The sequence below is a fragment of the Sulfurimonas sp. genome (genome assembly GCF_028714975.1).
Classification (GTDB): Bacteria; Campylobacterota; Campylobacteria; order Campylobacterales; family Sulfurimonadaceae; genus Sulfurimonas.
Genome location: NZ_JAQTLH010000003.1, coordinates 233,156 through 246,734, shown reverse-complemented (window position 1 = coordinate 246,734; position 13,579 = coordinate 233,156). Strand labels below are relative to the sequence as shown.

General features: G+C 37.0%; 14 protein-coding genes and 1 tRNA gene. 10 read left to right on the top strand and 5 right to left on the bottom strand.

From position 1 onward, the window contains the following. The 8 genes from PHQ93_RS04625 to PHQ93_RS04590 form a co-directional block, all read left to right on the top strand. Nucleotides 1-271, top strand: a 271-nt coding sequence (locus PHQ93_RS04625) for a hypothetical protein (protein WP_299941446.1), incomplete at its 5' end; no start/stop codon positions are given. 22 nt (nucleotides 272-293) lie between these two features. After that, nucleotides 294-539 carry an HP0268 family nuclease gene (locus PHQ93_RS04620; RefSeq protein ID WP_294880132.1) on the top strand — a complete coding sequence of 82 codons (246 nt, stop codon included), beginning with the start codon at nucleotides 294-296 and terminating at the stop codon, nucleotides 537-539. 9 nt (nucleotides 540-548) lie between these two features. Further along, on the top strand, nucleotides 549-1,850 hold the full coding sequence (gene miaB, locus PHQ93_RS04615; RefSeq protein ID WP_299941443.1) for a tRNA (N6-isopentenyl adenosine(37)-C2)-methylthiotransferase MiaB: 1,302 nt from the start codon (nucleotides 549-551) through the stop codon (nucleotides 1,848-1,850). Further along, nucleotides 1,843-2,466 carry a lysophospholipid acyltransferase family protein gene (locus PHQ93_RS04610; RefSeq protein ID WP_299941441.1) on the top strand — a complete coding sequence of 208 codons (624 nt, stop codon included), beginning with the start codon at nucleotides 1,843-1,845 and terminating at the stop codon, nucleotides 2,464-2,466. The genes miaB and PHQ93_RS04610 overlap by 8 nt, the downstream gene beginning before the upstream one ends. A 35-nt stretch (nucleotides 2,467-2,501) precedes the next feature. After that, nucleotides 2,502-3,341, top strand: a complete 840-nt coding sequence (locus PHQ93_RS04605) for a tyrosine-type recombinase/integrase (protein WP_299941439.1) — start codon at nucleotides 2,502-2,504, stop codon at nucleotides 3,339-3,341. Further along, nucleotides 3,338-4,330, top strand: coding sequence for a hypothetical protein (locus PHQ93_RS04600; RefSeq protein WP_299941437.1), 993 nt, complete (start codon nucleotides 3,338-3,340; stop codon nucleotides 4,328-4,330). Before PHQ93_RS04605 ends, PHQ93_RS04600 begins: the two co-directional genes overlap by 4 nt. Continuing rightward, nucleotides 4,320-4,847, top strand: a complete 528-nt coding sequence (locus PHQ93_RS04595; RefSeq protein WP_299941435.1) for a hypothetical protein — start codon at nucleotides 4,320-4,322, stop codon at nucleotides 4,845-4,847. Before PHQ93_RS04600 ends, PHQ93_RS04595 begins: the two co-directional genes overlap by 11 nt. Then, a complete protein-coding gene (locus PHQ93_RS04590; RefSeq protein ID WP_299941433.1) occupies nucleotides 4,837-5,376 on the top strand; it encodes a hypothetical protein in 540 nt (179 codons plus the stop codon). The genes PHQ93_RS04595 and PHQ93_RS04590 overlap by 11 nt, the downstream gene beginning before the upstream one ends. Here PHQ93_RS04590 and tilS read toward each other — a convergent pair. Next, a complete protein-coding gene (gene tilS / locus PHQ93_RS04585; RefSeq protein ID WP_299941430.1) occupies nucleotides 5,359-6,360 on the bottom strand; it encodes a tRNA lysidine(34) synthetase TilS in 1,002 nt (333 codons plus the stop codon). The genes PHQ93_RS04590 and tilS overlap by 18 nt on opposite strands. Continuing rightward, nucleotides 6,353-7,666 carry a 30S ribosomal protein S12 methylthiotransferase RimO gene (gene rimO / locus PHQ93_RS04580; RefSeq protein ID WP_299941428.1) on the bottom strand — a complete coding sequence of 438 codons (1,314 nt, stop codon included), beginning with the start codon at nucleotides 7,664-7,666 and terminating at the stop codon, nucleotides 6,353-6,355. Before rimO ends, tilS begins: the two co-directional genes overlap by 8 nt. A 218-nt stretch (nucleotides 7,667-7,884) precedes the next feature. Here rimO and PHQ93_RS04575 point away from each other — a divergent pair, with 218 nt between their 5' ends. Continuing rightward, nucleotides 7,885-9,057 carry an aminoacetone oxidase family FAD-binding enzyme gene (locus PHQ93_RS04575; protein WP_299941426.1) on the top strand — a complete coding sequence of 391 codons (1,173 nt, stop codon included), beginning with the start codon at nucleotides 7,885-7,887 and terminating at the stop codon, nucleotides 9,055-9,057. Here the strand turns inward: PHQ93_RS04575 and PHQ93_RS04570 are convergent. Then, nucleotides 9,028-9,103, bottom strand: a tRNA-Val gene (locus tag PHQ93_RS04570). The two genes, PHQ93_RS04575 and PHQ93_RS04570, sit on opposite strands and share 30 nt — an antisense overlap. Nucleotides 9,104-9,286: 183 nt before the next feature. On the opposite strand from PHQ93_RS04570, the gene pckA reads away from it, so the two are divergent. Continuing rightward, entirely contained in the window at nucleotides 9,287-10,873 is a 1,587-nt protein-coding gene (pckA, locus tag PHQ93_RS04565) for a phosphoenolpyruvate carboxykinase (ATP) (protein WP_299941425.1), read from the top strand. 79 nt (nucleotides 10,874-10,952) lie between these two features. Here the strand turns inward: pckA and PHQ93_RS04560 are convergent, their stop codons facing one another. Both PHQ93_RS04560 and uvrB read right to left on the bottom strand, forming a co-directional pair. Continuing rightward, nucleotides 10,953-11,519 carry a DedA family protein gene (locus tag PHQ93_RS04560; RefSeq protein WP_299941423.1) on the bottom strand — a complete coding sequence of 189 codons (567 nt, stop codon included), beginning with the start codon at nucleotides 11,517-11,519 and terminating at the stop codon, nucleotides 10,953-10,955. 83 nt (nucleotides 11,520-11,602) lie between these two features. Beyond that, on the bottom strand, nucleotides 11,603-13,576 hold the full coding sequence (uvrB, locus tag PHQ93_RS04555) for an excinuclease ABC subunit UvrB (RefSeq protein ID WP_299941420.1): 1,974 nt from the start codon (nucleotides 13,574-13,576) through the stop codon (nucleotides 11,603-11,605). Between the last annotated feature and the right edge of the window lie 3 nt (nucleotides 13,577-13,579).

The following is a 13,579-nucleotide window of genomic DNA, read 5'->3' as shown; positions in this document are numbered from 1 at the left end:
GCAATTGCTTCGACTATATCTAAAATTTTTTCCATTATTGTATCCTTGTACAGGGTTGTCTCATAAAAAAACAGTGTTAAAAAATATAGGGATTTCTTATGAAGTTATGACATTATACCAAAATAGCATAAAATCATCTTTAATACGATTTTTAGTAGAGTTTTACTATAATGCAAGAAAAGTAGAGTGGGCTTTTCTGACGCTTTATGCGTCAAGCTTTAGTGCCATAGCGGCTAGCGTAGGTGGCGGAATTACTTTCGACATCGTTTAAATTAAAATAAAAAGGATAAATTATGGATTTAAAATTTGCAAGAACAGATATTACCGCAAAACCGAAAAAAGCAGAATTGGCAAAAATAGAGGCTAGTCTTGAAAAAGATGATAGCGTTATTTTTTATTTTGATAGAGAAAATTCACATAAAGATTTACTAGAACTTCAAGACTATTTTGAAGCAAAAGGAAAAAGCTTTTATATGAACGAGGTTAAGTATGGACTCGCCGACAGTGAGTATATGTACCAAGTTCATATCATAAACTGAGATTTCACGGTGTCGAAAAAACTATTTATTGAAACGCTGGGCTGTGCTATGAACTCCCGCGACAGTGAGCATATTATTGCCGAGTTGCGAGAAAAAGAGGGGTATGAGACTACCGATGATTTAAAAAGCGCCGACCTTATTTTGATAAATACATGTTCAGTTAGAGAAAAGCCGGTTGCAAAACTCTTCTCAGAGCTTGGAGTTTTTAACAAAAAGAAAAAAGAGGGAGCTAAGATAGGTGTTTGCGGTTGTACCGCATCACATCTCGGCGAAGAGATAATCAAAAGAGCATCATATGTAAGTTTTGTTTTGGGTGCGAGAAATGTATCTAAGATTGCAGAGGTTTTACATAAAGATAAAGCCGTTGAGATAGATATAAACTATGATGAGAGCGAATTTGCTTTTAATGATTTTAGAACATCCCCGTATAAAGCGTATATAAATATCTCAATAGGATGTGATAAATCTTGTACATACTGCATAGTTCCAAAAACGCGCGGAGACGAGATATCTATCCCGACAGAGCTTATTTTGCGTGAAGCGCAAAAAGCGGTTAATGCTGGAGCAAGAGAACTTTTTCTTTTGGGGCAAAATGTAAACAATTACGGCCGCCGTTTTTCGGGAGAGCATGAGAAGGTAAATTTCACGGAACTTTTAAAAAGACTTAGCAGTATAGATGGCTTAGAGAGAATCCGTTTTACATCGCCACATCCGTTTCATATGGACGATGAGTTTATCGAAGAGTTTGCAAAAAATCCTAAAATCTGTAAATCAATGCATATGCCGCTTCAAAGCGGCTCGACAAAAGTTTTAAAAGATATGAAGCGCGGATATACGAAAGAGTGGTTTTTAAATAGAGTCGAAAAACTTAAGACAGTATGTCCCGATGTCAGTTTGTCTACCGATATAATCGTCGCATTTCCGGGTGAGAGCGATGAAGATTTCCAAGATACGCTTGATGTTATGAAGCGTGTTAGATTTGATCAGATATTTTCGTTTAAGTACTCTCCGCGACCGGAGACTGAGGCTGAACATTTTACAAATGTCATAGATGAAGATGTGGCTTCCTTTAGGCTCACGACACTTCAAAACCTTCATACGGATATCTTAGACGAAAAAAACCAGACTCATTTGGGTAAAGTTTATAACGTCTATTTTGAAGATTTAAATCAAGGCTATTTTGTAAGCGGTAGAAGTGATAATAATCTGGTTATAAAAGTCAAAGGTTCAGATGAACTTTTAGGTCAATTTAGAGATGTAAAAATCACCGAAATCGGCAGAACAATTTTAACCGGAGAAGTTGTTGCTTAAAAAGCTATTTCGCGCATTAGCACTTATTATCGTGCCTTTTATCGCATCTGTAATTATCAGGCTGATATATGCAACAAACAAAAAAAAGTTTCACTCTCCGCCAAGTGTAGGGGATGAACCTATTATTTTTGCTTGCTGGCACGGTGAACTTTTGATGCTTCCTTACCTATACTCCAAATATAGAAAAACTCCACATGCAAAAGTTTTGATATCAAGCCATTTTGACGGGATGTTAATCTCTAAAACTATAAAATATTTTGGACTTGGGACAATAGCAGGCTCAACCAATAGAAATGCAACCAGAGTTCTAATGCAGGGCATAAGAGCATTAAAAGAGGGTTATGACATAGGAATTACGCCTGATGGTCCAAAAGGTCCAAGACATGAAGTTGCAGACGGCATTATAGCTATGGCGCAAAAAGCTAATGCTAAAATAGTGCTGGTTGAGATAAAGCCTACTAAGTTTTGGCAGTTTAAGAGTTGGGATAAATTTACTATTCCAAAGCCGTTTGGAACGCTAAACTACTACTCTACGCTTCCGATAGATGTGGCTTCTTTAGATGTGCAAGAGGCAAAGATTTTAATTAAAGAGGGACTCTTAAAACATGAAATCTAAATCGGCGGAGTGCTATAAAAAAAACGAGAAACTCTTTGAAAAAGTCAATAGAAGCTAAAGTTAAAGAGTTCTTAACATATCTTGAAGATATAAGAGGGTACTCTGATTTGACTATCAAGAGTTACGATGAATCTCTAAAAGAAGCATTGCTGCATATAGAAATCATTCAGGAAGATAAGCATCTGCTCTTTAATCTAATGCCTTACCGTATAAAAATTTCTTCGCTCAATCCAAAAACAATCAGTAAAAAACTTAGTGCAATTCGCTCTTTTGTGAGTTATCTTAACGATAACGATACGGCAGTTATAGTAAAAGCCGATGAGAGCGTTAAAATCGCTAAAACTCTTCCAAAACCGATTTCTCATAAACATATCCTTGAGGCTCTCTCTTGCGGTGAGCCTATAGAAAGATTGGTTGTAGCGCTTTTTTATACTCTTGGGCTTAGAATATCAGAACTGGCATCGTTAGAAATAAGCAATATCTCTGATGAATGGGTTAGGGTAGTAGGAAAGGGTAATAAACAAAGAGATATTCCGCTTTTGGCTCAGACAAAAAAATTGTTGGATGAATATTTCAGTATATCAACGCAAAAAAGATTTGTTTTTGAGAAAAATGGCGAAAAATTAAGCCAAAACAGTCTAAGATATATTATTATAAAAGTCTTTAGAAGAGTCGGGCTTAAAGTTACTCCTCATCAACTTCGTCACTCTTATGCATCGCAGTTATTAAACGGTAGTGCGCCGATTGCCGATGTTAGTGAATTGCTGGGGCATTCGTCTATGGCGACGACGCAAATATATACAAAATTGGGCAGTGCATTGAAACAACAAAACTACAATACGGCTCACCCTCTTTGTGGAGTCGGTGAAAAATGATAACTAATTTATTAAAATCTTTATATACAAAAGTTTTTATAAATATTATTGTTGAAAATTTGCAGACTACCGTGTATGTTGAGGTGTGTTCTAAAAAGGAAGTTTTGCAGAGTGTTCGTAGAAATTTTGAGACGACGACAATAAATTCTAAAATGTATGACTTTATACAAACATACGCAAAAGAGTCCCCGTTTTGTTATATATCAGTTTTAGATAAATCTCCGCTTCAGGGAGCTATTCCGACATGTGTGACTAACGAGATGGGTAGATATTGCGATATTAACTCATCCGAGTATAGGTGTTTTTCTAAAGATTGGGCGTTTTATACATCGGAATATGATTTAGAAGCTATTAAATATGAGTATAGAACTATCGGTGTTGATTTTATTTTTTCACCTTTTGTTATGATGGCAAACTTCTTTAAAGATAAAATAGACACTACATTATCAATGTTTGTTTTAGTTGAAGACGGCTATCTCTCTTTTGCAGTTTTTAACAACTCAAAACTTTTGTATGCAGAGTATTTGGATATGAAAAACCATAAGGATGAAGATCTTCATATGGAGTCGCCGGAAGAGGATGAACTTGAAGGTATTAATCTAGAAGAGGTAAATTTGGAGAATGATTCTATGGTGTTTGATGATTTTGCAAACATTGAAGAGTTGGATGAGAATGATGTATTGGATGAGTTTTCCGAAGCGCAAGAGGTTGAGCAGGCGGTTGAGAAAAAAGTTGATACCTCACATGAGGGATTCAGTGAGGATTATCAGAGATTTTCATTGATACAAAGCGCATTAAACACTTTTTATAAAGATTCCAAGTATGACAGCAAGTTTATTGAGACTATTTATATAGCCGATGGCATAGGTGTAAGCCCTGATCTTAAGAGTTATCTGGAAGAGGAGATGTTTTTAAGCGTATATATAAGAAAAATAGATTTATGTATCTCATTATGTGACATTGCAAAGGCAGAGGCAAATGAGATATAGTTACATAAACCCAAGAAAAAAAACGATTTTCACTAAAGAGATACAGTTGCTTTTTATCTTCTTTAGTGTTACTCTTTTTATGCTTTTTAGTACATATGCCTTTTTGATTTTTCAAGATAATAGATTCACACAAGAGATGACCGATATAAAGTCGCAAAAAAATGAGTATCGCACAAATATTCCGAAAATGGAAAATCAAATTGCAGCTATAGAGAAGCAGATTTCGTTATCTGAGAAAATATTTACAAAAAACATTGTCTTAAGAGACAGTATTAATAACCTGTTTGACTTAGTTCCAAACAGAATAACTCTTACAGAAGCAAAAATAATGGAAAATGCTCTTATCCTCTACGGAATAACACCAAACAAAGATGTATATAACTTTATGCTCCAAGCGCCTTTGCGTTCAATTTTTCATAGAACATATAGCAGCTTTTATCCGGCAGATAACGGTTGGTTGAGATTTGTTTCTACAAACTATATAGACAACGAAGAGGAGTTAAGCAATGAAAATTAATTTCTCCAGACAAACTATCTACCTTTTTGCACTTTGTATATTTTTACTTATATTTGTTTTGGCATTTTCATTTGCCGTTTTGATTCCAAAGGGTAAAGAGTACAGAATCAAAAAGAGTGAACTTAAAAAAGAGAATCTTGAGTTAAAACAACTCTCTGATTTTTCTATTGAAAAAGAGGTAACTCTTCAAAAGTTTCAAAATGACAATGTACATATAATAACCGCTTTTGAGACAGAGTTTAGTGCAGATAGATTTGAAAAACAGCATAAAGGTTTTTTTAGCTCTTTAAGCGTTTCTAAAAAGAGTAAGCTTGAGGATGAAGAAGGTTTCAGTGTTTATGAGGTAAATACGACTTCCAAGATAAGCTCGCCTAAGAGTTTTTATAATTTTTTAGATACTTTAAATAAAAGCGATTGGATGATAGCGGTTAATTTTCCCATAAATTTTAAAAGAGATGGTGAGATGATTAGCTCTACTTTTACTATGAGAGTTTACAATAACGCTAAAGAGTCAAATAGCAGTAAGTAATTCTTTTACTTTTAAAAAAGCATCTTGGTTTTTGTATAGGTAGGGACGAAGTTTTGGCTCTATTTTTAAAACTCTGCACTCCTCTTTAAACTTGTGGGACATATCTGCTTTTTCATCTAAAAGCGGTGCTATAAAGGCAAAATGCCCGTCTTGAACAACTAAAAATTTCCTGCCGACTATCAGAGTTGTTTTGGTTTTTAAAAGTTCTCTCTCAGATGCGCTTAACATATAGAGTTGGGATTTTAGGTATTTATCTATCGCAAAAATGTCGGCTCTTTTGTTGTGCGAGCTTTTGAAGTATGCAAACTCATCAATTGTTTTTATCTCTATGGCTTCTATGAGTTGGCTTCTGTCTTCATCAAGATAGTCAAAACTCTTTTTGATTCCGCCCAGATACTTCTCCAAAAGAGGAAGAGAGTAGTTGTGTCTAAAGGAGTTTCTCTTTATATCTTCATCAAAGTTACTCTCATCTTCAAAGTATACTTTTTTGTTCGCATGAAGATATGCCAAAAGCTCTTTTTTATCCAGATGGAGCAGGGGGCGGATGAGTGTGTAAAAACCTCTGTTTTGCTCTTTTTGCATCCCTGCAATCTCAGCACATCCCGCACCTTTGCGAAACTGCATAAGCATCCACTCAAACCTATCTCCGAGATGGTGAGCCGTTAAGAGATTGTCGTAGTTATGTTTTAAAATCAGTTCTTCAAAAAAATTATATCTTATCTCTCGTGCTTTTGCTTCAAAGTTTTGTTCAACTTTTTTTGCATTGTGAAGATGGCATATTAAATTGTGAGTGCGAGCCAACTCTAGCGCATAAGCAACTTCGGCTTTGCTCTGCTCTCTGATGTTGTAATCGACGATGGCTATGTCAAAGGGAATGTTATGTTTTAGAAGAAGAAAAAACAGAGCAGTCGAATCTGCTCCGCCTGAGAATGCTAAAAGATTTTTTTTATCTTTGAGTTTTGAGAGTATTTTTTTTTCAAGCATTCTCTACTGTCGCAGTTAAAATATTTCCTAGTATATCGGTGATTTTTGCTCTATAAATTTTGCCAAACGCAAGTTCTTCGTCACTTGTTCTGTCATTTACATAGATTTCACCGTCAATTTCAGGTGCCCAGATAAGCTCTTTTGCGCTTAAAAGATACTCATGCTCTTCGCTCTCACCGTCAATTACGATTTTAACCTCTTTGCCTAGCTCATTTTTAAGAGACTTTTCCATACATTTAGAGGCGATTTTTCCTAAAATTTCGGCTCTTTTGTTGATAACTTTAGCAGGAATTTTCTCATTCATCTCATGTGCCGGAGTTGTCTCTTCATCGGAGTATGCAAATACATTTATACGGTCAAATCCGAAATTTGCGGCAAATTCACACATCTCGTCAAACATCTCTTGGCTCTCTTGCGGATGTCCGACAATGAAACTGGTTCGCACAAAAGAGTTAGGAAGCGCTCTCATAAACTCTAAGAGTTCAAGCGTCTGTTTTTTGCCGAAACCTCTCTTCATAAGCTTTAACATATCGTCGTTAATGTGCTGAATCGGCATATCAAAATAGTTATGAAAGATCTCGCTTTTTGCTATGTTTTTTAGCAGTGAAATAGTCGTCGTAGACGGGTAGAGATAAAGGATTCTTGCACTTTTAACACCCTCAATCAGCTCTATTCTTTGGATAAGCAGGCTAAGCCCGTCTTTTACATTTTGATCTCGCAAAAACGAACTGCTGTCTTGCGATACAAATGAAAAATCCCAGTATCCTTTTGCGACAAGCCCCTCAACCTCTTTAGCGATTGAGTCAAGAGTTCTTGAGTTTAGCTTACCTTTAAAAGACGGGATAGCACAGAAACTACAAGTTTGGTTACAACCTTCAGAGAGTTTTATATAAGCGTGATATGTTGAACCTGTTACTACACGCTCTGCACCGTCGATAAGATAAACGGCTTCAGAAAAACGGCTCTTTTTCTCAACTAAAAGCTCATCGATTTTGTCATAATCGCCGACACCCGTAAAGATATCAACTTCGGGCATATCTTTACTAAGTTCTTCTTTGTATCTCTCGCTCAGACATCCTGCCATTACTAAAACAGAGTCCTCTTTTCTACTGTCATGAAGATTTAAAACAGTGTTTATTGACTCCTGTTTTGCAGCATCTATAAAACCGCAGGTATTTACGATGATAACATCGGCTTCTTCTTGATTGTCGGTTAGCGTGAAGTTTTGAAGTTTACCCATCATAACTTCCGTGTCGACTAGATTTTTTGTGCATCCCAGAGATACTATGTGAAGTTTGTTGCCCATTTTATGCCTATTGTGTCATTCCAAACTTGCACCAAAGGCATTTCCTACGGTTATTTGGAATCTAAAATTTAAATCGTATTATATCTAATAAATGTCTTGTAAGACTAGACCCTGAATCAAGTTCAGGGTGACAAGGATATAGTAACTTCGTTATTCTGGGCTTGACTCAGAATCTAATTTATACAGTTTTACAAGAACTCTAATGTTATAATACAAATATGAAAATATATGATGTTTTAATACTCGGTGCAGGTGCAAGCTCTCTTATGTGCGCTTCACATTTAGATAAAAAGTTAAGTGTAGGCATTGTAGATGTCAATGGCAAAATTGCCGTGAAGCTAAAAATCTCGGGCGGCTCAAAGTGCAATGTTACAAATGTAGAAGTAAGCGAGTATAACTATGACGGCGATAGCGAATTTATATCAAATGTCTTAGATGCTTTCTCCAAAGAAGATTTGTTAAACTATCTACGGATAAACGGTGTAGAACCGGTTGTCCGTAAAGATCGCTACTACTTTTGCAAAGATTCTTCCGATGAAATTATAAATGTTTTTAAAAGAGCTACGAAGCAGGTAGATATGCTTTTAGATAGAGATATTTTAGAAGTTAAAAAAAGTGATGATATCTTTGAAGTAAAAACTTCAAAGGGTATTTTGAGGGCGAAAAATGTTGTAGTCGCAACGGGCGGTAAAAGTTACAAGGATTTGGGTGCAAGCGATATCGGGTTAGAGATTGCAAAGAGATTCGGCATAAAAGTAAAAGAGTTTACCCCCGCACTTGTCGGATTAACCGTTCAAAAAGAGCAGTTTTGGATGAAAGAGTTAAGCGGACTTAGCTGCCTTGTAAATATAAAAGTAAACGATAAAATTTTACAAGAGGAGCTTCTTTTTGCCCACAAAGGCATAAGCGGACCAGCAGTTTTGTCCGCATCACTCTACTGGCAAAAGGGAAACATTGCAATAGATTTTTTACCAAATAATAATATTTTAGAGCTTATCAAAGATAGTAAAAAACTACTAAGCTCCGTAATTCCTCTTCCAAAAAGGCTCTCAAAAGCAATTTTAGAAGCGCTTTATGTAGAAGATACGGAGTGTAAAAAAATCAGTAGTGACATTAAAGAGAAGCTAGTGCGTATTCACGCTTACGAGTTCGCACCGGCAGGAAATTTCGGTTTTAGCAAAGCTGAAGTTTCTCGTGGCGGAGTTATAACGAACGAATTAAATCCATACACAATGGAAGCTTTGGATGTGAAAAATCTATATTTTATAGGCGAAGTAGTCGATGTAACGGGTGAACTCGGTGGGTACAATTTTCAGTGGGCTTTTAGCAGCGGATTTGTATGTGCGAAATCTATAAACGAGTGGTGCTCACAACTGGACTCGAACCAGTGACTTTTACCTTGTCGAGGTAACACTCTACCAACTGAGTTATGCGAGCAAGAGTGGAATTTTATCAAAAAATACTTAAAGGATACTTCTAAAAATCATCAAATAAGTTGATTTGTCTTTCTACGTGAAAAAGTTGTTAAAAATCTTAATTCATAAGAGATATTTACTTTTAATTTATGTTTATAAAGTGTATACTTTCACCATTATTTTAAAAAGTACCATAAGGCAAGTTATGAACTTAAAAGAGTTAGAAGATATTGGTTTAAAGAACATCGGTAAGGTTCATCATAACCTTAGCTATGGCGAGTTGATTGAACACGAATTAGAAAAAAGGGAGTGTGCTCTTACAAAAAAAGGAGCTACTGCCGTAGATACCGGTATATTTACGGGTCGAAGCCCAAAAGATAAATATTTTGTAGATCGCGATCCGTCAAACAAATATATTGCGTGGGGCGATGTAAATCAAAAAATCAGTGAAGAAATTTTTAATGAACTTTTGGATGTTTCAAGAGAGCAACTCTCAGGCAAAGACTTGTATGTAACGGATGTTTACAGCGGTGCGAGTGAAACTTCAAAGAAATCTATCCGTTTTATTACCGAAATAGCGTGGCAAGCGCATTTTGTGAAAAATATGTTTATTCGCCCTACAGAATCGGAACTAGAGGGTTTTAAACCGCAGTTTACCGTTTTAAATGCTTGCAAAGCCGTCAATGAAAAATGGAAAGAGCATGGGCTAAACTCTGAAGTGTTCGTACTTTTTGATATTGAAAATAATTTAGCGATAATCGGCGGCACATGGTACGGCGGTGAGTTGAAAAAAGGGATTTTTTCAATGATGAACTACTGGTTACCGCTTGAGGGCAAACTCTCTATGCACTGCTCTGCAAATGTCGGCAAAGAAGGCGATACCGCACTTTTCTTTGGGCTTAGCGGAACAGGAAAAACAACTCTCTCAACAGATCCGCATAGAAGACTTATCGGTGATGATGAGCATGGCTGGGATGATGATGGAGTATTTAACTTTGAGGGCGGATGTTACGCCAAGGTTATCAACCTTGACAGCGAGAGCGAGCCGGAGATATACGGCGCTATAAAAGATAATGCTCTTCTTGAAAATGTCGTGTTGCACGGCGACGGCGAAGTAGATTATAAAGATGGAAGCAAAACTGAAAACACCCGCGTCTCTTACCCGATAGAGCATATACAAAATCACGAGCCGTCTCTTAGTGCGGGTCACCCTGAAAATATAATCTTTTTAACAGCAGACGCTTTCGGCGTTCTTCCTCCTGTCTCTAAACTTACTCGCGAACAAGCAATGTACTACTTCTTAAGCGGTTATACTGCAAAAGTTGCAGGAACCGAAAGAGGGATAACTGAGCCTGTTGCAACATTTAGCTCATGTTTTGGAGAGGCTTTTTTACCTCTGCATCCGACTGTTTATGCAAAACTTTTGGGCGAAAAAATTGACAAATACGGTGTAAATGTTTATCTTGTCAACACGGGCTGGACAGGCGGAAAATACGGAGTTGGAAAGAGAATGAGTATTAAAGATACTCGTGCTTGTATAAATGCCATACTAGACGGAAGTATTAAAAATAGTGAGTTTGACACTACAAAAACATTTAGACTGCATGTTCCTAAAACTTTAGGCGACATAAATCCTGAGATATTAAATCCAAGAAATGCTTGGAGCGATAAAGATGCTTTTGATAAAACAAGAGATACTTTGGCTGCTATGTTTATAAAAAACTTTAAGAAATATCAAAAAGAAGACAGCGAGTTTGACTACTCTGCTGCGGGACCGAAAATAGAAGAGTAGGATGAGATTCTTGAGTTTCTCTCATCCTGAACTCGCGTGCCCTTTGGGTATGATTCAGGATCTAGGTCACGCAATAAGTCTATTTAACTTTTTTCTTTGTGGCGTGAGTCATATATAGCCATAAAGTTCCGCCAAACACTACTAAAACGATAGGCGCTATCCAAGGTCTATCACTTACTGCTTCTGCCAGCGTTACCAAAAAACCTCCCGAATAGTAGCTTCCAAATCCAAAAACCAAAGCCCAGGCAGCGGCTCCGAATATATTGAAAAATGCAAACTTTTTAAAGTCATATTTTGTAAGCCCGATTGTAATTGGAATGATAGTTTTTATGCCGTAGATAAATTTTTGAACGACTATAATCCAAGAATCATTTTTTTTGAGTAAAATATGGGCAAGTGCCAGTTTTCTTCTATGCTCACGCAGTCCGTCCATCATCATGCTTTTTTGATATCTTGCCATATAAAAAAGTAAAAAACTACCCATTGCATTTGCCGCAAAAGCTATGAAAATCGATAATCCCAAATCCATTTTACCCATGTAAGAGAGAACGCCTGCAGCTACTATCGCTACAAATCCGCCGCCGAGTGAGTAGAGAAAAAGTCCTATATATCCGTAAGTCGCTAAATTGCTAAAAGTATCTTCCATATTTTGTCCTATTATTTAATCTCATAAAATCTGAACTAATCCGGATTTTATTCAGTCACTAAAGCTTCACACTTTGCGAGACTCTAGAGTTTTTTATATTTTGCTATTTCATCGCGAAGACGAGCCGCTTCTTCAAAGTTGAGTTCGCGAGCTGCCTCTTTCATTTTAAGTGAGAGCTGCGTTATTATCGCTTTTCTCTCTGAAGCCGGTATTTTATCCATTTTTTTATGTTTTTGGTAAATAGCTCCATAATCCTCAACTTTTAAATTTTCATCAAGTTTACGGATGGTGGTGGTCGGTATAATGTTGTGAGCTTTGTTATACTCCTCTTGCATCCCTCTTCTGGCGGTAGTCGTATCAATCGCCCTTTGCATAGAGCCTGTAATCTTGTTTGCATACAAAATTACTCTGCCGTTTGAATTTCTCGCACCTCTTCCTATTGTCTGAATAAGAGCAGTCTCACTTCTTAAAAAACCCTCTTTATCCGCATCTAAAATGGCTACAAGACTAACTTCGGGCAAGTCTAGCCCCTCACGAAGAAGATTTATGCCAATTAAAACATCAAACTCGCCTTGGCGAAGTGAGCGGATAATCTGATTTCTCTGTATAGTGTCGATGTCTGAGTGCATATACTCTACTTTTATCCCCAAATCCGCTAGGTATTTTGTAAGAGCTTCTGCCATTTTTTTTGTTAGTACCGTGATAAGAACCCGCTCATTTTTTACAATAACTTTTTTTATCTCGTCATGTATATCTTCAACTTGATTTGTAGAGGGTTTTATCTCTAAAACAGGGTCGAGAAGTCCGGTAGGGCGGATAATTTGTTTAGCTGTTACGGCAGAGAGTTCAAGCTCATATTTTGACGGTGTAGCAGAAACAAAAAGATAGTGCGGAGCTTTGTTTATATACTCATCTATCATAAGAGGGCGGTTGTCGAGTGCGCTTGGAAGACGAAATCCATACTCGACTAAAACCTCTTTTCTAGCACGATCTCCTGCATACATTCCGCGGTATTGCGGAAGCGAAACATGTGATTCGTCCACAATGACAAGATAATCTTTATGATGAAGTTCAAAGTAGTCAAGCAGCGTATACGGGGCTTCACCGATTTTTTTGTCGGTTAATAGTCTTGAGTAGTTCTCAACTCCTTTGCACATTCCGGTAGTTTGCAGCATCTCCAAATCAAACTCGACTCTCTGTTTAAGACGCTGATACTCGACAAGTTTTCCCTCTTTTTGAAAGTATGCAAGTCTCTCATCAAGCTCCTCTTCTATGCGCTTTATGGCAACTGCCATCTTCTCTTGGCTTACGCTGAATTGCGAAGTTGCATAAATAGTAAATTTTTTATGATCTTCAAGCCGTTTGTTGTCAATGATATCAAAAGTATATATAGCTTCTATCTCATCTCCAAAAAATTCTATACGGATAGCTTCTTGTTCAAAGTATGGCGGATAAATATCTAAACTCTCACCGTTCACACGAATATGCCCACTGTCGAAGTATGTGTCGTTGCGCGCATAACCCATCTCTACAAGACGAAGCAGAAGTTTTTTTTGAGCTATCGTGTCTCCGACGGCGATGGATTGAACCATATTTTCATACTCTTCAGGGTCACCCAAGCCGTAGTTTGCGGAGACGGAAGCTATTACTATAACATCATCATAGCTTAAAAGATTTGCGGTAGATGAGAGCCTCATTCGTTCTAACTCATCATTTATAGCGCTGTCTTTTTCTATAAACAGGTCTTGACGGGGTATGTAAGCTTCAGGCTGATAGTAGTCGTAATAGGAGACGAAATACTCAACATGGTTGTTTGGAAAAAATTGACGAAATTCGCTGTAAAGCTGAGCAGCCAAAGTTTTGTTGTGAGTCATTATTATGGTCGGCATCTGCACTTTTTCTATAACTCGTGCCATAGTGTGTGTTTTACCGCTTCCGGTTACTCCTTCTAGGGCTTGATAACGGTTACCTTTTAGAATGGAATCACTTAATGTTTTTATGGCTGTCGGTTGGTCACCTGCAGGTTGATAATCTGATATTACTTTAAATTTTGACATTTG